A 19,049-nucleotide genomic window follows, 5' to 3' on the forward strand; every position below is an offset into this window, starting at 1 on the left:
GAGGCCTTTTTGTTTATCGGGGCAGGATTATTCTTCCCGCTCGTAAACGACGTCGGAGCGGCGATTCTCTGCCCACGACTCTTCGTCGTGTCCGGTCTTTTTCGGGTTGCTGGCGCCCAGCGTTTTGATGGTGATTTGTTTTTTTCGAGCGCCGTGACTGGCTAGCGTGGCGCGCACGTTTTCGGCGCGCTTCAGGCCTAGTTGGTGATTGTAAGCAGCGCTGCCGCGCTCGTCGGCGTTACCTTCGATGCGCACGCGCGCCTTGGGGTGCTCGGCCAGATAGCTGGCGTGGGCGCGTAGTGCCGGGTCGTAGTCGGCTTTGACGGTGGCGTTGTTGAGGTCGAAATAGACGCTGCGCTGGGTGCGCAGGCCGACCGGATCCATTTTCATTGGTGCTTCGGGCATCGCGCTGGCGGCCTGCGGGGCGGGGCTGGTGGCGGGCAGGCTGGAGCCCGGCTGCAGTTCGGCGGGCACTGGTTTGCCGAGCAGACCGGGGTGCACTTTGAGCGGGCCGCTTTGCGAGATGTGCTTGCTTGGCGGAATCTCGGCTTTGAAGGCGGCGCAGGCGGTAAGCGTTGTGGAAAGGAGGAGAGCGATAGGCAGGGAAGCGCGCATCTTGTTTTTTCGGCGGCGTGAGGAAGCTCGAATCATAGCCCCTCGCATGGTTGGCGAATAGTCTTGTCGGCGGATGGGGGGCTGACGAGTGCAAGGTGAATTTGCTTGCTGGAATAAGTAAATTCACATTTCATCTTTGTGGTTATAAGTGGGTCGGATAGATTCGCGTTCATTGTCCTTCGAGGTGAGCCATGACCCATTTCCGTAAATCCATTGTTTCCGTTCTGTTGTCGCTGGTGGCAAGTGCCGCGCTGGCCGACGCGACCTTGCTCAATACTTCCTACGACGTCGCCCGCGACGTGTACAAGGATTACAACCCGATGTTCCAGAAATACTGGAAGGCGAAAACGGGCGAGAGCGTTGAACTGAAGCAGTCGCACGGCGGTTCGACCAAGCAGGTGCGGGCTGTCGCCGACGGTCTGGAGGCCGACGTGGTGACCATGAATCAGGCCAACGATATCGAGTTTCTGGCCGACAAGGGGCTGGTCGCCAAGGACTGGGCGAAGAAATTCCCGAACAATGCCTCGCCTTACACCTCGACGATGGTTTTCATCGTCCGCAAGGGCAATCCGAAGGCGATCAAGGACTGGTCCGATGTTGCCGGGCAGGGCGTCCAGATGATCATTCCGCATCCGAAAAACACCGGTAACGGCCGCAACACTTATCTGTCGGCCTGGGCCTGGGCTTTGAAGCAGCCGGGCGGCAATGACGCCAAGGCGCAGGAGTTCCTCGGCAAGTTGCTCAAGAATGCGCCCTTGTTCGCCGCCGGCGGCCGCGATGCGACGACGACTTTCATGCAGCGCAAGATGGGCGACGTGTTGATCACCTTCGAATCCGAAGCCGAAATGATTGCCAAGGAGTTCGGCAAGGGCGAGTTCGAGGTGGTCTATCCCAGCCTGACGATGCAGACCGAATTCCCGGTCGCGCTGGTCGAGAAGGTGGTCGACAAGAAGGGAACGCGCAAGCAGGCGCAGGCTTATCTGGAATATCTGTGGTCGAAGGAAGGCCAGGAAAATGCCGCGCAGAACTACCTGCGGCCGCGTGATGCCGAGTTGCTGAAGAAATATGCGGCTTCCTTCCCTGCCGTGAAGACTTTCACGGTCGATGAAGTCTTCGGTGGTGCCAACAAGGCTTTTGCCGCCCACTTCAAGGACGGCGGCAGCTTCGACCAGATCTACGTTGCCAAGTAAGCGGTGACGCTACCGTCGGGCGGGCTGCTTGATCCGCGGTCCGGCCCGTTTCCACGGTCAACCGGAAATTTTGGCAAAAATTGAAATCCATGGCTGCAAAAACTCACCGCGTATTGCCCGGCTTTGGCCTGGCGCTGGGCTACACGCTGGTCTATCTGTCGATCCTGATCCTGCTGCCGCTCGGTGGCATGATCCTCAAGGCATCCGAACTCGGCTTCGGGCAGATCATCGACATCGCGCTCGGCGAGCGCTCGCTGGCCGCCTTCCGTGTCACCTTCGGCGCTTCGTTTCTGGCCGCGGCGATCAACGCCTTCTTCGGCCTGATCGTGGCCTGGGTGCTCGTGCGCTACCCCTTTCCCGGCAAGCGCTTCGTCGACGCGCTGGTCGATCTGCCCTTCGCCCTGCCGACCGCTGTCGCCGGCATCACGCTGGCCACGCTGTACGCCGGCAATGGCTGGCTCGGCCAGTATCTTGAACCGCTCGGCATCCAGGTCGCCTACACGCCGCTCGGCATCGTTTTCGCGCTGACCTTCATCACGCTGCCCTTCGTCGTGCGCACCCTGCAGCCGGTGATCGAGGACATCGAAACGGAAGTGGAGGAGGCCGCCGCATCGCTCGGCGCCTCGCGCTGGCAGACCTTCGTCAAAGTCATTTTTCCGGCCATTTTCCCGGCGCTGCTCACCGGCTTTGCCCTGGCCTTTGCCCGCGCCGTCGGTGAATACGGCTCGGTGATCTTCATCGCCGGCAACCTGCCGCTGGTTTCGGAAATCACACCGCTGCTCATCATCTCCAAGCTTGAGCAGTACGACGTACTGGGCGCCACGGCGCTGGCCGTGGTCATGCTCGGCCTGTCCTTCATCCTGCTGCTCAGCGTCAATCTGCTGCAATGGTGGACGGCCAATCGCCACAAGAACAACGAGCCGCTCGAAGTGGCGGCCGCCGAGGCGAGCGGGGTGGCAGCATGAAGTCGACGCGCGCCACGCAGGAACCGGCCTGGGTTCGCTACGGGTTGCTGAGCGTCGGCCTCGGCTTCCTGTTCTTCTTCCTCGGCCTGCCGCTGGTTGCGGTCTTCGTCGAGGCCTTGGCGCAAGGCGTGCCGATCTACATCGAAGCCCTCAAAGAGCCGGAAACCGCCTCGGCCATCGGTTTGACCGTCGGCATCGCGCTCGCCGTGCTGCCCTTCAACATCGCCTTCGGCGTCGCGGCGGCGTGGGCCATCGCCAAGTTCGAGTTCCGCGGCAAGAGCTTGCTTATCACGCTGATCGACCTGCCGTTCGCGGTCAGCCCGGTCGTCGCAGGCCTGATTTTCATCCTGCTTTTCGGTTCACAGGGCACCTTCGGCAACTGGCTATCCGAACACGATATCAAGATCATTTTTGCCGTCCCCGGCATGATCCTCGCCACGCTGTTCATCACTTTCCCCTTCATCGCCCGCGAGCTGATTCCGCTCATGCAGGCGCAGGGCAAGGACGAGGAAGAGGCCGCGGTGTCGCTTGGCGCGTCGGGTTTCCAGATGTTCTGGCGGGTCACGCTGCCCAACATCAAGTGGGGCCTGCTTTACGGCGTGATCCTGTCGAATGCCCGGGCGATGGGCGAATTCGGCGCCGTGTCGGTCGTGTCCGGCCACATTCGCGGTGAAACCAACACCCTGCCGCTGCATGTCGAAATTCTCTACAACGAATACAACGCCATCGGCGCTTTTGCCGCCGCCTCCATCCTTGCGTTGCTGGCGCTCGTTACGCTGGTCGCCAAGACCATCGTCGAATGGCGGATGAAAAAAGAAACCGACATGCTGAGCGCCGTTCTGGCCCCGGAAAAAGTGGGGAACACCTGAAAAATGTCCCTGACTTTGTTGCGCCTCCTCGCCGTACTGTTGCGTACTGTCTTCGTCGGCGCGTCGCGTCATGGCCATTTTTCAGGCGTTCCGAATAAGGAAATCTGATGAGTATCGAAATCCGCAACATCTCCAAGCGCTTCGGTAATTTCGTCGCGCTCGACAACATCAACCTCGATATCCCGACCGGCGAGTTGGTCGCCCTGCTCGGGCCATCCGGCTGCGGCAAGACGACCCTGCTGCGCATCATCGCCGGCATGGAAAGCGCCGATCAGGGCGAAATCCTCTTTTCCGGCGCCGAGGCCACCCACCTGCACGCCCGCGACCGCAATGTCGGCTTCGTCTTCCAGCACTACGCGCTGTTTCGCCACATGACGGTGTTCGAGAACGTCGCCTTCGGCCTGCGCGTCAAACCGCGCAAGGAACGTCCGTCGGATGCCGACATCAAGCGCCGGGTCATGGAACTGCTCGGCCTCGTCCAGCTCGACTGGCTGGCCGACCGTTACCCGTCGCAACTCTCCGGTGGCCAGCGTCAGCGTATCGCGCTGGCCCGCGCCCTGGCCGTCGAACCCAAGGTGCTGCTGCTCGACGAACCGTTCGGCGCCCTCGACACCAAGGTGCGCAAGGAGTTGCGCCGCTGGCTGCGTCGCCTGCATGACGACATGCACATCTCGTCGGTTTTCGTCACGCACGACCAGGAAGAGGCCCTGGAAGTCGCTGACCGCGTCGTCGTCATGAACCACGGCAAGATCGAGCAGATCGGCTCGCCGGATGAGGTCTATTCCAGTCCGGCCTCGCCCTTCGTCTACCAGTTCCTCGGCAACGTGAACGTCTTTCACAGCCGGCAGCAGGGCGCCTACGCCGAAGTCGAGCGCGGCGAGGCGGCCGAAAAAGCGACGGCGTTTGTCCGTCCGCACGATATCGACATCACCCATCAGCCGGCTGAGGACGGCTTGCAGGCGACGGTTCAGCACGTCCATCCAATCGGCCCGGTGGTTCGTATCGAACTGCTGCACGGCAGCGAGATCGTTGAGGTCGAACTGTCGCGCGAGCGGCATGAAATGCTGCAACTGGCGGCCGGCCAGTCGGTGTGGTTCCGGCCGCGTCAGATGAAAGTGTTCGGTGCCGATGCATTGCCACGGTCAACGCCGGAAAAGCAGGCATTTTTGTTCTGATCCAGATCGGGGAAGGGCGTCACAGGCGGATGTTATAATCAGCGCCCATTTCGTGTGCGCCAGCCCTATCCGGTGATTTTTACCCTCGGCATCAACCATCATTCCGCGCCGCTCGCCATCCGCGAGCGGGTAGCGTTTGGCGCCGACAAACTGGGCCATGCGCTGGGTGACCTGACGCGCGACCGGCCTGTCCGCGAAGTGGCGATCCTGTCCACCTGCAACCGCACCGAGATCTATTGCTCGGCCGAATCTCCCGATGTCGTCATCGACTGGCTGGCGCATTACCATCAGGTCGGCCGTGAAGAACTGGCGCCCTACATCTACACGCACAATCAGCCGGAAGCCATCCGCCACGCCTTCCGAGTCGCCAGCGGCCTCGATTCGATGGTCATCGGCGAGCCGCAGATTCTCGGCCAGATGAAAGATGCCGTGCGTGCGGCCGAAGAAAACGGCACGCTCGGCACGCAACTGCACAAGCTTTTCCAGCGCTCGTTCTCGGTCGCCAAGGAAGTGCGCAGCACGACGGCCATCGGCGCCAACATCGTCTCGATGGCCGCCGCCGGCGTCCATCTGGCTGAACGCATTTTCGAGTCGATTGCCGGCCAGCGCATCCTGTTCATCGGTGCCGGTGAAATGATCGAACTGTGCGCCGCCCATTTCTGCGCCGGCCAGCCGAAACAGGTCACCATCGCCAACCGCACGGTAGAGCGGGCTCGTGCCCTGGCCGAACAGTATGGCGGTACGGCCATCCGCCTGGACGAATTAGGCGAGCATCTGGCCGCTCACGACATTGTCGTTTCATGCACAGCCAGCCCCTTGCCGATCATTGGCCTGGGCATGGTCGAGCGGGCGGTCAAGGTCCGTCGACATCGCCCGATCTTCATGGTCGACCTTGCCGTGCCGCGCGATATCGAAGAAGAAGTCGGCAAGCTCGATGACGTTTTTCTGTATACGGTGGACGACCTGGCTCAGGTTGTCGAAAGCGGCCTCGAGTCACGGCAGGCCGCCGTGGTTGATGCCGAAGCGATCATTGCCAACCGGGTGCAGGATTTCCTCGGCTGGCTGGCGTCGCGCGATACGGTGCCGGTCATTCGCTCGTTGCGCGATTCGGCTGAACGCACGCGTCGGCACGAGATGGAGCATGCGATGAAGCTGCTGGCCAAGGGCGAGGCGCCGGAAAAGGTCCTCGAGCATCTGTCGCAGCGCCTGACCAACAAATTCCTGCACGCCCCGACGCAGGCGCTCAATTCAGCTGATGACGGCGAACGGGCTGAATTGCAGGCCACGGTAAGCCGACTGTTCCATCTCCACGCTGGTGACTGAGAGTCCGCTTTCCGGCTCGGCGCGGAGCAGGCAGTTTCGGCCGCTGCGCTTGGCCTGAAGCAGCGCGGCGTCGGCTGCCTGAATGATGCTCGACGAGGTGATGAAATAGGGCAGGGAGGCGATGCCGCAACTGAAGGTGGCACGCACCGAACCCAGGGCATGCGCGTGCGGCAGCTCGGAAAAATCCTGGCGTATCTGGTCGAGCAGGACGGTGGCCCGTTCCAGTTCGGTATCGGGCAGGGCAACGATGAACTCCTCACCACCGTAGCGCCCAATCAGGTCGGTGTTGCGCAGGCGGCCACGCAGTAGCCAGGACAGGCTGCGGATGACCTGGTCGCCGACCGGGTGGCCGAAGCGGTCATTGATCGATTTGAAACGGTCGATGTCGATCATGGCGACGACCAGACGACCGTCCGGCGTGGCGTCGTGCATCATGCGTTCGATCTGGTCCTTGGCCGTGGCGTGATTGAGCAGGCCGGTCAGGCTGTCGTGGCGGGTTGAGTGCAGCATTTCCCGGTAGCGCTGGATCTTGGTCTTGACCACCGCGGCCAGAATGATCGGATTGGTCGGCTTGGTCAGGAACTGGTCGCCACCGAGGCGCAAGGCTTCGACCTGCTGCGCAATGTCGCTTTCGCTCGACAGGTAGATGACGGGCAGCGAATGGTATTCGGGAACCTGGCGCAGGGCGCTGGTCACCTCGACGCCACTGCAGAAGGGCATGTGCATGTCCATCAGGATGGCGTCAGGCTTGTATTCGGCAGCCGCTTCGAGCAGTAGCCGGGGGTCGTTGATGGCCCGGCTGTCGATGCCGTGCTGGGATAAGGAGCGCCGAACGTGGGCGATGGCGGTGGCCGAGTCTTCAACGATCAGCACGCGGTGTGTCTCTTGTTCGCGCGTCTGGGCCAGGTCGAGAATGCGTGACAAGACGTCGCTGACCGTGTCGCCAAGCGGTACGCAGGCATCGGCGCCGGCGCGCTGGAGGAGGACGATGCTTTGCAGGTTGCTGGGTACCGACAGGCAATAGAAATAGCTGCTCGGGAATTCGGTGCGCAAGGCCATGATGGCGGCAATCGCACTGGGTGGATAAGCCCGTCCCTCCAGCTCCGGGATAAACAGGATGGCCAATGGCGGCTCATCGGAGCCCGGTGTTTCACCCCAGCGAACGAGTCGAGGGGTGAAGCCAAAAAAGCTCAGTTGCTCGCTCAGCGTTTTCGTCGCCGGATGGTTCGGTCGCGATACGATCACAATCTGGCGCAGCTGCTGGCAGGCATTTTCGCGCTCGGCCTGGTCGTCTGTCTGACGCCTTGTCGGGATGGCTGGCGTTTCATGACGGCGAAGTTCGGTCAGGATAATGATCAATTGCCGACTGATGGCGTTCGCCTGATCGTGCGGGATGGGGTGCATGGAACTGTCACCGAACAAGGTCAGTGCCGTGTTTTCCAATTCCTGGCAGGCGCGGACCAGCCCCGGCAGATGGCGACGGTTGAGTTGCTCGGTCAGCCCGTTGAGCGACAGCGTGAATTCGACGAAAAGATCGACTTCGCCCTTGGCGCGATAGTCTTCCCAGCGCGATTCCAGCGTTGCAGCCAGTGCAATAAGGGAATGAGGAATGTGGGGCATCGATTGTTGATATCCGCAATCGGACGATTATGCGTTGTGAATCTTCCCGTGGCAATTGCCTTCGATCGCCGACGAACGGTGTTCTCGGGTACCATTACGCCCCCTTGGACCATTTGCTGACCGGCTAGTGATATGAAATCGAGCATCCGCCAAAAACTCGAACTGCTGGTCGATCGCCTCGACGAAATCGACCGCATGCTGTCGGCGCCGAGCACGGCGGGGGACATGGACCAGTTCCGCAAGCTGTCGCGCGAGCGTGCCGAGATCGAGCCGGTCATTGTCCAGTTCAATGCATTCCGCCAGGCTGAAAACGATCTGGCCGAAGCCGAGGCGATGCGCGACGATCCGGAAATGCGCGATTTCGCCGAAGAGGAAATCGCCAGCGCCAAGGCGCGTCTGCCTGAACTCGAAATCGAATTGCAGAAACTGTTGTTGCCGAAAGACCCCAACGACGAACGCAGCGTACTGCTCGAAATCCGTGCCGGCACCGGCGGCGACGAGTCGGCGCTGTTCGCCGGTGACCTGTTCCGCATGTATTCGCGTTACGCCGAGCGTCAGCGCTGGCAGGTCGAAGTCCTGTCGGCCAGCGAGTCCGAGCTCGGCGGCTATCGCGAAATCATCTGCCGGTTGGCCGGCAGTGGCGCCTACTCGCGGCTCAAGTTCGAATCCGGCGGCCATCGCGTCCAGCGCGTGCCGGAAACCGAAACGCAGGGCCGCATCCACACCTCGGCGTGCACCGTGGCGGTGATGCCGGAAGTCGATGAGGTCGAGGACGTGAACCTCAATCCGGCTGACCTGCGCATCGACACCTTCCGCGCCTCCGGTGCCGGCGGTCAGCACATCAACAAGACCGATTCGGCCGTGCGCATCACGCACCTGCCGACCGGCATCGTCGCCGAATGTCAGGATGGCCGCTCGCAACATGCCAACAAGGCCTCGGCGATGAAGGTGCTGGCGGCGCGCATCAAGGACGTTCAGGTGCGCGCCCAGCAGGCGCACATTTCGAGCACCCGCAAGAGCCTGATCGGCTCCGGCGATCGTTCCGAACGCATCCGCACCTACAACTTCCCGCAGGGCCGGATCACTGATCACCGCATCAACCTGACGCTGTACAAGATCGCCGCGATCATGGACGGCGACATGGATGAACTGCTCGGCGCGCTGGCGGCCGAACATCAGGCCGACCTGCTGGCCGAGTTGGCTGAAACGAACGGCTGAGCCTGACGATCGGCTATTTTTCGGCATGCTGGGCAATCAAACCCGGTTGCCACGGTCAACCGGAAAAAATGGCCAAAATTGAAATTCTGCCGCCCCGCTCAGAAGCGCACATTCAGCGCCATCAGGTGGAACTGGTCGAGGACGTATTTCCAGTCGACGCTTGTGCGCAGCTTGATTAGCGAATAGCCCGAGGTCCGCACTTCGTTTCGGACTTGGGAGACGCTGTCCGTGTCGTCTACCCAGAGGAATTCGGCGGTGCTTGCCTCTGATGTAATTGAGTGCCCCAGCCAGCGTGACGCATCCGGCCGCGCTGCCGACAGGTGGCCACCAGTCCTCAACTCGGATTGACCTGCCGGTTTGGCCGGTGTGGCGCCGGTTTAACCTAGAGCGTGCAATCCTATGCATGCTCGCCGGCCAATCCACTTTGTCTGAGCTGAAATACCGCTTGGGCGCGATTGATCGCACCCAGCTTGCGGAAAATCCGATACAGGTGGTTGCGTACCGTTACGGGGCTGACGCAGAGGATGCGGCCGATTTCCGGGTTGCTCTTGCCAAGACTCACCCAGCGCATGATTTCCTGCTCGCGAAGGGTCAGCCCATCGAATGCCCGAGGGGGCGTCACATGTAGTGTTTCGGGTTGTTGAGTGGCATCAACCAATTCCGCATGTTCTGGAGTGATAAAACGCTGCGTGGGTAAATGGGATACCCGTCGGAACGCAGCATCGACAAAAGGCAAGAGGAGATTTACCCCTTTTGCATCAAACGAATCGACGAACGGGGCATCCTTTAAAAAGACGTAAAGACACTCGCCATCGCCTCTTTCATCCCTCATGCCATGGACGAGCGCCCAGCGCATCGGTGTCAAATTCTTGACCACCGCGCTATCAGCCATTCCCGAGAGTTCATTGTCGAAGGCGCCACTTCCCAATGGAAATGAAACTGGTTCGGAACCGGCTTTTTTCCATGTTTGAAAGGCCTTGAGCAGAAACGGCAGGACCAATCCGGTAGGTACGCTGGTCGTTCGCAAACTCGGCAGGGGCGACACCACGTCCAGAAATATCGGGCCAGACACAAAATTTCCCCATGCCGCGATCAGCGCCGTGTGAGGTACAAGTTCCTGAACGCCACCTTGCAACCAATGGAGGAGTTCCCGATGAGACTTGATGGCAAGCGAGTTATGGTTGATCTCCATTAGCCGTACCTGTTGATGCATCTAGGAATTGTCCCGGGTTAATTCTCTGAAATTTGCGAATTGCACTGAAAAGTAGTGTGAGCAGTTGCCGCTGGTACGGAAGTCACACCGAAACAGGCCCGGCGAATATACGGAATGGATGATGATCCGGGCAACTGAATGTCATGTGACATATCGTCGCACCTATCGCAAATGGGGTCATTCGAACCATTACCAGTCTCCTTGGCTCGCTGTAATTTCGCGATCTGGAAAGAAAGGGTGGGTGTGAGACGTCCTCGCATGAAACCAACCTGGCCTCCGACTGGCTGTTCCAATTTCAGGGAGAACTACAATGATTCGCCAAATCGACCTTCCGCCGATGACCGGTTCCGCGCTCAAATTCGCCGGACTGCTCTCGCTTGCCGTCGTTGCGTCAGCGGCAAATGCATCGGTGACGACCTATAACGTCACGCAGAACTATAACCAGACGGTGTACAACACCTCGCATCCGGACTGGGATACGGTCTTCACCGGCTCTTTCAGCTTCGACAACGTCACGAACACGGTTTCAGGGCTGACCGGCAAACTCTCGCAAGCCATGGATGGCGCCCCTGTTCCCGGTGCTGCCAACTGGATTGACCTGACCTATCAGCTTTCGTCGATCAATGACGGCACAGGCCTGGTCGTCACGGTGTTCAAGAACAATTCTGTTGATACGTTCATGCCCTCTGCCACTCGTCCTCACTCGGGCGTCACTTTCGGCAGCAATGGCGCCATGGGGCCGTACGCCATCACCAATGGCACGCAGAACGCCTTCGCCACGATTTATGTTCCGTTGCTGGACCCCACCATGACGCTGGCGCAATCGCAGATCGACAAGCTGGCCTATGGTGATTGCACCGCAGCGGCACTGATGCCGCGCACTGGCTCGGGTAACAAATGCATGGCCGGCTGGGTTGCGTTTGACAGTCAAGGCAACCGAATTCCGGGTGGGACAATGATGGGTACCTTGCCGATTACGCAAACCATCACGGCGGCGGTACCGGAGCCGGAAAGCTATGCCATGTTCCTGGCGGGCATGGGTCTGATGGGCTTCGTGGCGCGCCGTCGCCAGTCGGCCTGATCCGGCTGGAAAAGGCGCCACCATGAAAATGCTCCTTCTGGCCGGCAGCGCGCTTGCGCTGCTTGGCGCGCCGGTCGCCCAGGCTGCCGTCAACACTTACAGCGTGATGACGACCTGGGCAGAACCGGAAACAGCGCCGAACGATTCGATCTTCATCGGCAGCTTCGACTTTGACTCGGCAACCAAGGCTGTCACCAACCTGAAAGGTGTTCTCAGCGAGTCGATGACCGGAAATGGCGTTGGTTACCCGAACGACAGCATGACCTGGCTGACACTGAGTAATCAGCTCGTTTCCTGGTATGACGGCACGCTCGGCGGGACTTTTGCTGCCACGTTCAAGAACCCGACCACCACCACCTTTACGACGTCATTCGGAGCCGACACCTGGTTGCCTGGTGGCGAGGTGGTTTATGCCGGTTTTCCGAGCACGGTAGCCAACCCTGGTAACGCCTATGCGCTGATCTTCGTTCCGGACAATCCGCTCGCTCAGCTCACCCAGTCGCAAGTTGACAAGCTTGCCTACGCCGACTGCGCGGCGGGCGGAATGATGGGGGCAACCTGCATGACCGGCACCAGCATCGCTGGCTATGGTGCCCCCGGCACGATGGGCGGCTTCCCCCTTTCGCAAACCATTGCCGCGGTACCCGAGCCCGAAACCTACGCCATGTACATGGCCGGCCTGGGTCTGATGGGGTTTATTTCCCGCCGGCGCGGATCGAAGCGCTTCAAGCTTTTCGGCTGATTCTTCAATTCTCTTGGAAAGGAAACTGTAATGAAGAAATCCATACTCGCCACGGTAATACTGTCGCTGTTGGCCGTCGCTCCGGTGGCTCAGGCGGCCTCCAGCTCCTACAACATCCAGACGACATGGTATGAGCCGGACACCCAGCCGCGTGACTCGATTTTCATCGGCTCGTTTGACTACGATTCCGCCACCCATGCCGTGACGAATCTGAAGGGCATTCTTAGCGAATCCATGTCGGGTGACACGATTGCTTATCCGAATGACAACATGGCCTGGCTGACACTCAACAATCAGCTGGTCAGCTGGTACGATGCAACGCTCGGCGGTACGTTCGCCGCCACGTTCAAGAACACCACTACCAACACGTTTAGCACAATGCTTGGCGGTGACGGCTGGTCGCCACAGGCTGGCGTAGACATCGGAGGCGTGTATTACAACTACCCCGTCAAAGCACTCAACCCCGGCAACGCCTATGCGCTGATTTTTGTGCCGGACAGCCCGTTGACCGCACTGACCCAGGCTCAACTCGACAAAGTGGCTTACGCTGACTGCGCGCCGCTGATTGGGGCGGGTGGATACGGCGGTGGCGGCATGATGGGCGCCGTCTGCATGACCGGTACCAGCGCCGCTGGCTACGGAGCCATTGGTACGATGAGTGGTGTTCCGCTTTCACAAACAATTACGGCAGCAGTGCCGGAGCCCGAGTCCTATGCCATGTTCCTGGCCGGCCTGGGCCTGATGGGCTTCATCGCCACTCGGCGCAAGACACTCCCCTGAGTACTGCCGACGCCGAGCGCAATCCCGCCTAGGTAGGCGGCGGAGGCGAAAGCCCCGCCGCCTTTTTGCATTTGACGAAAACCATGCCCAAACCACCTTCACGACTTCTGGCCACCTTGCTGCTGGCCTTTCCCTGCGTAGCAGTATGTCAGACGGCTGAACCGGCTGCCAAAGAGGATAGTCCTCAGACTCTGAGTCCGATTGTTGTTACCAGCGAACGTGATCAGGCGGGTGCAATCCGCCTCGATCAGCAAGCCATCCGGGCTCAGCGCGCCAACACCAGCGATACTGCCAGTCTGCTCGAAGGAATCCCCGGCGTCAGCTCTTACGGGGCCGGCGGTATCTCCAGCTTGCCGGTGATTCACGGTATCGCCGACGACCGTCTGCGCACGTTGGTAGACGGCATGGATCTGATGACGGCCTGCCCGAACCACATGAATCCGGCGCTCTCCTTCATTGATCCGTCCAAGGTGGGCAGTGTCGATGTGTTCGCCGGCATCACCCCGGTCAGCGTCGGTGGCGACAGCATTGGCGGGACGATCCAGGTTAACTCCGCTCGACCGAAGTTCGCCAAACCGGATGAAGGCTTTCTCGCTGAAGGCGAACTCGGCATGTTCCAGCGCAGCAATGGCAACGCACGCGGCAAGAATCTTCGTGTTATGGCGGCAGGCGAGTACTTCAACCTTTCCTATGCCGAGTCTGAGTCGGATTCGGACAACTATTGGGCGGCAGGGGATTTCAAGGTCAAATCGCCCAGCGCCTGGAAGAACCTGAGCGGTGGGCGGACGGTTGGCGAACGCGAAGTCGGTGCCAGCGAATACAAGGGCTCGCAAAATCGCGAGCTTGGTCTGGCGTTGCGCCCTTTTCGGAACCACGTGGTGAAGTTCAGCGTCAGCGAGCAGAGGCTTGATTATGAAGGCTTCCCGAACCAGCGCATGGACATGATTTCGAGCGTCCAGGATCCGAGCGACCCAACCGGGTTTACGTACGTTCTGCAAAAAGGGAAGCCGTCCAACGTAAACCAGCTGGCGAATTTTCAGTACACCGGCCAATTTGAATGGGGCGAAATCGAAGCGCGGTATTTTCACCAGAAGCTCCAACATCATATGGACATGTTGCCGGAGCGATTCATGTTCATGATGATGCCGATGGATACGGTGGCGAGGACTGATGGCGGGCTGCTCAAGGTCAGTATCGATCTTACTGATGCGGATATCCTGCGCGTTGGCTACGACTTCCAGAACTATCGTCTGGATGACTGGTGGCCGGCCATCGACAATGGGGGGATGGGGCCGAATACGTTCTGGAACATCCGCGACGGCAAACGGGATCGAGCCTATCTCTTCGCCGAATGGGACTCACGCTGGTCCCCGGCGTGGATGACCTTGCTGGGAATTCGCGGTGGCACGGTCAAATCCGATGCCGGGCTTGCCGACGGCTATAACGGCTCATATTCCGATGACCTGGCCTTCAATGCCCGCGACCATTTTCGCAAGGATACGCACCTCGACTGGACTGCTCTGGCGCGCTATGCGCCGGGTGCGACGCAAACCTACGAGGCTGGCTTGGCGCGCAAGACACGTTCGCCAAATCTCTATGAACGCTATCCGTGGTCCTACAACTCGATGGCGGCTCTGATGAACAATTTTGTCGGCGACGGCAACGGCTACATTGGCAATCCGGATCTGAAGCCGGAAATTGCCCATACCCTGAGTGCCAGCGCCGATTGGCATGATGCGGCCAAGGAACAATGGAGCTTCAAGCTCACCGCCTACCTGACTTACGTGAGTGATTTCATTGATGCGCGACGCTGCACACCGAGCATGAGTGTGCAATGTCCTGCATCGAACGCGACGTCGACCAACAGCTATCTGAAACTCCAGTATGTCAATCAATCCGCACGATTGTATGGCTTCGACATTTCGGGCAAGGCAGAGCTGGGTCGCATCGATTACATAGGCAATTTTGCGCTCAGCGGCATGATCAGTTACGTGCGCGGAGAGAATCGTACAACCGGCGACGACCTCTATCACATCATGCCGCTCAACCTGAAGCTGGCGCTAGTCCATCGCCTGGCCGGCTGGACCAATACTCTCGAAGCCATAGCTGTGGAAGAAAAAAACCGCGTTTCGAGCGTAAGAAATGAAGTTGTTACCCCGGAGTACACGCTGCTCAACCTCCGCACCAGTTATGCGTGGAAGCATGCGCGCCTGGACGTCGCGCTGGAGAATGCGCTCGACAAGTTCTACTTGCTGCCATTGGGCGGAGCTTATGTTGGCCAGGGCAACTCGATGTCGATCAATACCATACCTTGGGGCATGGTCGTGCCGGGTCGTGGGCGGTCGCTCAACATGGCGCTGAACGTATTCTTCTGATATCTGGCCTTGCCTGTTGCTTGCGGAGGCCAGATTTCGGTTGATCGGTGATCCGCCAGTCGATTGCATCGTTTTCGACGACGTTTCGAGCGGCACGCTGGCTGCGTCGGTATAATGAAAAAGGCCGCGTTGACGGCCTTTTTCAATCAATCCGAGAGTTTGCCGTGCAGTCACTGGGTGAAAACTGGCGCAAGGGGCAGAAATTGCTCGCCGAGGCGGGAATAGAGTCAGCCCGGCTCGATGCACGACTGCTGCTTGAATACGTTGCCGGCTGCAGCTACACCGATCTCCTGAGGTCCCCGGAAAACCCTCTGGTGCTCCCGGCGCAGCAGGTATTTGACCAACTTTTGGCGCGGCGGGCGACTGGCGAGCCACTGGCCTACCTGACCGGAGAGGCAGAGTTTCGCGGGCGGGTTTTTCAGGTGTCACCGGCCGTTCTGATTCCGCGTCCGGAGACCGAGGTTCTGGTCGAACTGGCGCTCGAAAAATTGCGGGGCCTGAGTGCGCCGACGGTCGTTGATCTCGGTACCGGTTCGGGCATTGTGGCCATTTCATTGGCGCTCGAATGCCCATTGGCGAGGGTTGTTGCGGTCGACCTGTCAAATGACGCCATTTCCGTGGCGCGCAACAATGCGGGGCGGCTTCGTGCACCGGTGGACTTCCGCCAAGGCGACTGGTTTTCCCCGCTGGCCGGCGAGCGTTTTGACGTGATCGTTTCCAATCCGCCCTACGTCGCCGATGGCGACCCGCATCTGGCACTCAACGGCCTGCCCTTCGAGCCGCAAATGGCGCTCACCGATCGCGCTGATGGTCTTGCCTGCATTCGCCGCATCGTTGCAGATGCGCCGGCGTATCTGAATGCCGGAGGCTGGCTGTTGTTCGAGCACGGTTACGATCAGGGTGAAGCAAGCCGGAACTTATTGACTGCTGCGGGGTTCAAAGCCGCATCGACCTTTCCCGACCTGGCCGGTATCGACCGCGTTTCAGGCACCCATCTTTAAATCAGGAGAAATCATGTCCGACGTTCAGCAACGCATCCACGCCACCGTGACCGGCAACCCGGTCGTCCTTTACATGAAGGGCGACGCCCGCTTTCCGCAATGCGGCTTTTCCGCGACCTCTGTGCAGATTCTGAAGGCCTGCGGTGTTGAAGACTTCGTCACGGTCAATGTGCTGGCCGACGAGGAAATCCGCAATGGCGTCAAGGAATACGCCAACTGGCCGACCATTCCGCAGCTCTACATCAAGGGCGAATTCGTCGGCGGCTGCGACATCATGAAAGAGATGTACCAGACTGGTGAACTGCAGCAGATGCTGGAGGGTATTGCGGCCTGATTTTCTGCCGCAGAAACTGAAAAGCCGGGGCATGTCCCCGGCTTTTTGATTTTGGCCAATATTTCCGGTTGACCGTGGCGTCAGACCTCGGCGACCTGGAACTCGATGGCGGCACCATCCATGACGATTTCCTTGACCGCACAGTGGGCGATGGTCTCGAGAATTTTCGTCTTTTGATCAGCGGTGAAGTATTCGGGAAAGTGCACATCGCTGCGGAATCTGGCCAGCGACAGCGGACCGCCGGGGCCGGAGAACGGCTTGCAGTCGATCTCGATGCCGGCAGCCGGAATGCCGAGTTCCTTGCAGGCCTTCTTTGCATACACTGCAGCGCAGGCGGCGAGTGAGGCGTAAAAGGCTTCCAGAGGGTTCATCAGGGAGCCGTTTACAGAATAGTTGGCCTCGTGTTTGGCGCTGTTGACCTTGATGAGCGGGGTGTTGTCGACAACTGTTTTGTACATGCTGTTTTCCTTGAGTACGAATATTAGTTTTTTCTGATTATACGTAAGGATAAATGGCCTGTCCTCTTCCGGCCGGTATTCAAGCTTGATTTTCGTTCTTGTGCGTTGCACCAAAAGTGAGTTTGTGCCTTCTCTTTTTGCACCATATCAGAACCTGAAAACGATCATTCTGTCGTTAATTTTCGGCAACTTGCTGATTTGAAAATGGGTTTTTGCGGCGCACCATCCGGCACGATTTTCGCTATTTCTTGGGATCCGTTCTCCACGGGGAAGAGCGATCGACAAGGAGAAATCGACAGGATGACCAAGCAGATGGAAACCGCCCAACTTCTCGCCCGCTTCAAGTTGCAGGTGAAGCGCGCACTCGGCCAATCAGTCGACCTGGAGAGACTGACGCGTGAGCCGAGCTATGCCCGGCAGCGTCTTTCGGAAATAGAGGAAGCCGCTGAAGAAGAGGAGCTGCTGGTTATGGTCTTGCGCATGCGCGACCTGCTGCTGCCCTTCACACCCGAGGTCGCCGAGGTGGTGTCGGTCGCTGAAGTCGTGCCGGCTCCGCCGGAAGCGGCGAACAAAACTTCGGAAATACGCAGTTACCTGATGGGCGCTCGCGCCTGGAGATAATTCCGGCGCTTGGCGACAAAGAAAACAGGCAACCGAAGTTGCCTGTGAAGTTGGATTTTTTTCTGCTTAAAGGCGGCCGCGGGCCCGGCCGATGGCAGCCTTGACCTGTTCCGGCGCGGTGCCGCCGATGTGATTGCGGCTGGCCAGCGAGCCTTCCACGGTCAACACGGAAAACACGTCATTTTCCACTTGCGGGCAGAAGGCTTTCAGTTCGTCGAGCGTCAGTTGCGGCAGGTCGACGCCCTTCTGCTCGGCGGCCTTGACGGCGTGGCCGACAGCTTCGTGCGCGTCGCGGAAGGGCAGGCCTTTCTTGACCAGATAGTCGGCGAGGTCGGTGGCGGTGGCGAAGCCCTGGGTCAGCGCGGCCTGCATGTTGTCGGCGCGCACTGTGATGCCACCGGCCATGTCGGCGAAGATGCGCAGCGTGTCGGTGACCGTGTCGACGGCGTCGAACAGCGGTTCCTTGTCTTCCTGGTTGTCCTTGTTGTAGGCCAGCGGCTGCGATTTCATCAGCGTCAGCAGGCTCATCAGCTGGCCATAGACGCGGCCGGTCTTGCCGCGCGCCAGTTCCGGCACGTCCGGGTTCTTCTTCTGCGGCATGATCGACGAGCCGGTGCAGAAGCGGTCGGCAATCTGGATGAAGCCGACACGCGGGCTCATCCACATCACCAGCTCTTCCGACAGGCGGCTGATATGCATCATGAGAAGGGCGCAGGCGGCGGTGAATTCGATGGCGAAGTCGCGGTCCGACACGGCATCTAGCGAGTTTTCGCAAACGCCTTCGAAGCCGAGTTGTTCGGCGACAAAGGCGCGGTCGATCGGGTAGGTCGTGCCGGCCAGGGCGGCTGCACCAAGCGGCAGGCGGTTGGTGCGCTTGCGGGCATCGGCGAAGCGCTCGGCATCGCGACCGAACATTTCGAAATAGGCCAGCACGTGGTGGCCGAAAGTCACCGGCTGGGCGACCTGCAGGTGCGTGAAACCGGGCATCGGCGTCGCCGCTTCCTTCTCGGCCAGATCGACGAGGGCCGAACGGAAAGCCTTGATCAGCACCAGGATGTCATCGATCGAATCGCGCAGGTAGAGCCGAATGTCGGTAGCCACCTGGTCGTTGCGCGAACGGCCGGTGTGCAGGCGTTTGCCGGCATCGCCGACGATTGCGGTCAGGCGCTTTTCGATGTTGAGGTGCACGTCTTCCAGGTCGAGCGACCATTCGAAATTGCCCGATTCGATTTCCTCGGTGACGATCGCCATGCCGCGCTCGATGTCGGCCAGGTCGGCTGCTGCGATGATGCCCTGCTTGGCCAGCATCCGGGCGTGGGCCAGCGAGCCGCGGATGTCCTGGCGCCACATGCGCTGGTCGAAATCGACCGAGGCGGTGTAGCGTTTGACGAGATCGGAAACCGGCTCGGAGAAGCGTCCGGCCCAGGTGTATTGCGTGGCGTTGGAAGTCATGACTCTGGTCTAGAATG

The 19,049-nt window shown here is 59.8% G+C and carries 19 protein-coding genes; 13 read left to right on the forward strand and 6 right to left on the reverse strand.

The genetic code is table 11. The features are described from left to right. Positions 1 to 27: 27 nt before the first annotated feature. Positions 28 to 615, reverse strand: a complete 588-nt coding sequence (locus AC07TV_RS03020) for an OmpA family protein (protein ID WP_494646921.1) — start codon at positions 613 to 615, stop codon at positions 28 to 30. A gap of 191 nt (positions 616 to 806) precedes the next feature. Between AC07TV_RS03020 and AC07TV_RS03025 the strand changes: the two genes are divergently transcribed. The 5 genes from AC07TV_RS03025 (at position 807) to hemA (ending at position 6,137) form a co-directional block, all read left to right on the forward strand. Next, positions 807 to 1,805 (forward strand): sulfate ABC transporter substrate-binding protein, encoded by a 999-nt coding sequence (locus AC07TV_RS03025; protein ID WP_494646922.1) that lies wholly within the window; start codon positions 807 to 809, stop codon positions 1,803 to 1,805. 89 nt (positions 1,806 to 1,894) lie between these two features. Continuing rightward, positions 1,895 to 2,770 carry a sulfate ABC transporter permease subunit CysT gene (gene cysT, locus AC07TV_RS03030; RefSeq protein ID WP_494646923.1) on the forward strand — a complete coding sequence of 292 codons (876 nt, stop codon included), beginning with the start codon at positions 1,895 to 1,897 and terminating at the stop codon, positions 2,768 to 2,770. Then, positions 2,767 to 3,639: a sulfate ABC transporter permease subunit CysW gene (cysW, locus tag AC07TV_RS03035; protein WP_494646924.1), complete on the forward strand. Its 873-nt coding sequence runs from the start codon at positions 2,767 to 2,769 to the stop codon at positions 3,637 to 3,639. The genes cysT and cysW overlap by 4 nt, the downstream gene beginning before the upstream one ends. A 107-nt stretch (positions 3,640 to 3,746) precedes the next feature. After that, positions 3,747 to 4,814 (forward strand): sulfate/molybdate ABC transporter ATP-binding protein, encoded by a 1,068-nt coding sequence (locus AC07TV_RS03040; protein ID WP_494646925.1) that lies wholly within the window; start codon positions 3,747 to 3,749, stop codon positions 4,812 to 4,814. Positions 4,815 to 4,886: 72 nt separating this feature from the next. Then, positions 4,887 to 6,137: a glutamyl-tRNA reductase gene (hemA, locus tag AC07TV_RS03045; RefSeq protein WP_494647374.1), complete on the forward strand. Its 1,251-nt coding sequence runs from the start codon at positions 4,887 to 4,889 to the stop codon at positions 6,135 to 6,137. Here the strand turns inward: hemA and AC07TV_RS03050 are convergent. Continuing rightward, on the reverse strand, positions 6,063 to 7,757 hold the full coding sequence (locus tag AC07TV_RS03050; protein WP_494646926.1) for a GGDEF domain-containing response regulator: 1,695 nt from the start codon (positions 7,755 to 7,757) through the stop codon (positions 6,063 to 6,065). The genes hemA and AC07TV_RS03050 overlap by 75 nt on opposite strands. A gap of 132 nt (positions 7,758 to 7,889) precedes the next feature. Here AC07TV_RS03050 and prfA point away from each other — a divergent pair, with 132 nt between their 5' ends. Beyond that, positions 7,890 to 8,975 carry a peptide chain release factor 1 gene (gene prfA, locus AC07TV_RS03055; protein WP_494646927.1) on the forward strand — a complete coding sequence of 362 codons (1,086 nt, stop codon included), beginning with the start codon at positions 7,890 to 7,892 and terminating at the stop codon, positions 8,973 to 8,975. A 98-nt stretch (positions 8,976 to 9,073) separates the two neighbouring features. Here the strand turns inward: prfA and AC07TV_RS03060 are convergent, their stop codons facing one another. Both AC07TV_RS03060 and epsA read right to left on the reverse strand, forming a co-directional pair. Continuing rightward, on the reverse strand, positions 9,074 to 9,313 hold the full coding sequence (locus tag AC07TV_RS03060; protein WP_494646928.1) for a hypothetical protein: 240 nt from the start codon (positions 9,311 to 9,313) through the stop codon (positions 9,074 to 9,076). A 59-nt stretch (positions 9,314 to 9,372) separates the two neighbouring features. Beyond that, a complete protein-coding gene (gene epsA, locus AC07TV_RS03065) occupies positions 9,373 to 10,167 on the reverse strand; it encodes an XrtB/PEP-CTERM-associated transcriptional regulator EpsA (RefSeq protein ID WP_494646929.1) in 795 nt (264 codons plus the stop codon). 331 nt (positions 10,168 to 10,498) lie between these two features. Here epsA and AC07TV_RS03070 point away from each other — a divergent pair, with 331 nt between their 5' ends. The 6 genes from AC07TV_RS03070 (at position 10,499) to grxD (ending at position 16,501) form a co-directional block, all read left to right on the forward strand. After that, the gene (locus tag AC07TV_RS03070; protein WP_494646930.1) at positions 10,499 to 11,269 is read left to right on the forward strand and encodes a PEP-CTERM sorting domain-containing protein; all 771 of its coding nucleotides are present in this window, start codon (positions 10,499 to 10,501) and stop codon (positions 11,267 to 11,269) included. A 22-nt stretch (positions 11,270 to 11,291) separates the two neighbouring features. Next, a complete protein-coding gene (locus AC07TV_RS03075) occupies positions 11,292 to 12,011 on the forward strand; it encodes a PEP-CTERM sorting domain-containing protein (RefSeq protein WP_494646931.1) in 720 nt (239 codons plus the stop codon). Positions 12,012 to 12,041: 30 nt separating this feature from the next. Next, positions 12,042 to 12,791: a PEP-CTERM sorting domain-containing protein gene (locus AC07TV_RS03080; protein WP_494646932.1), complete on the forward strand. Its 750-nt coding sequence runs from the start codon at positions 12,042 to 12,044 to the stop codon at positions 12,789 to 12,791. 83 nt (positions 12,792 to 12,874) lie between these two features. Continuing rightward, positions 12,875 to 15,166, forward strand: coding sequence for a TonB-dependent receptor (locus AC07TV_RS03085; RefSeq protein WP_494646933.1), 2,292 nt, complete (start codon positions 12,875 to 12,877; stop codon positions 15,164 to 15,166). Between the two features lie 164 nt (positions 15,167 to 15,330). Then, positions 15,331 to 16,167, forward strand: coding sequence for a peptide chain release factor N(5)-glutamine methyltransferase (gene prmC, locus AC07TV_RS03090; protein ID WP_494646934.1), 837 nt, complete (start codon positions 15,331 to 15,333; stop codon positions 16,165 to 16,167). 13 nt (positions 16,168 to 16,180) lie between these two features. Next, a complete protein-coding gene (grxD, locus tag AC07TV_RS03095; protein WP_226496244.1) occupies positions 16,181 to 16,501 on the forward strand; it encodes a Grx4 family monothiol glutaredoxin in 321 nt (106 codons plus the stop codon). A gap of 80 nt (positions 16,502 to 16,581) precedes the next feature. Here the strand turns inward: grxD and AC07TV_RS03100 are convergent, their stop codons facing one another. Next, entirely contained in the window at positions 16,582 to 16,959 is a 378-nt protein-coding gene (locus AC07TV_RS03100; RefSeq protein ID WP_494646935.1) for an OsmC family protein, read from the reverse strand. A gap of 300 nt (positions 16,960 to 17,259) precedes the next feature. Here AC07TV_RS03100 and AC07TV_RS03105 point away from each other — a divergent pair, with 300 nt between their 5' ends. Further along, positions 17,260 to 17,580 carry a hypothetical protein gene (locus AC07TV_RS03105; protein WP_494646936.1) on the forward strand — a complete coding sequence of 107 codons (321 nt, stop codon included), beginning with the start codon at positions 17,260 to 17,262 and terminating at the stop codon, positions 17,578 to 17,580. Between the two features lie 66 nt (positions 17,581 to 17,646). Here the strand turns inward: AC07TV_RS03105 and argH are convergent, their stop codons facing one another. After that, on the reverse strand, positions 17,647 to 19,032 hold the full coding sequence (gene argH, locus AC07TV_RS03110) for an argininosuccinate lyase (RefSeq protein ID WP_494646937.1): 1,386 nt from the start codon (positions 19,030 to 19,032) through the stop codon (positions 17,647 to 17,649). Between the last annotated feature and the right edge of the window lie 17 nt (positions 19,033 to 19,049).

The sequence above is a fragment of the Azonexus sp. GW821-FHT04F04 genome, from assembly GCF_059420025.1.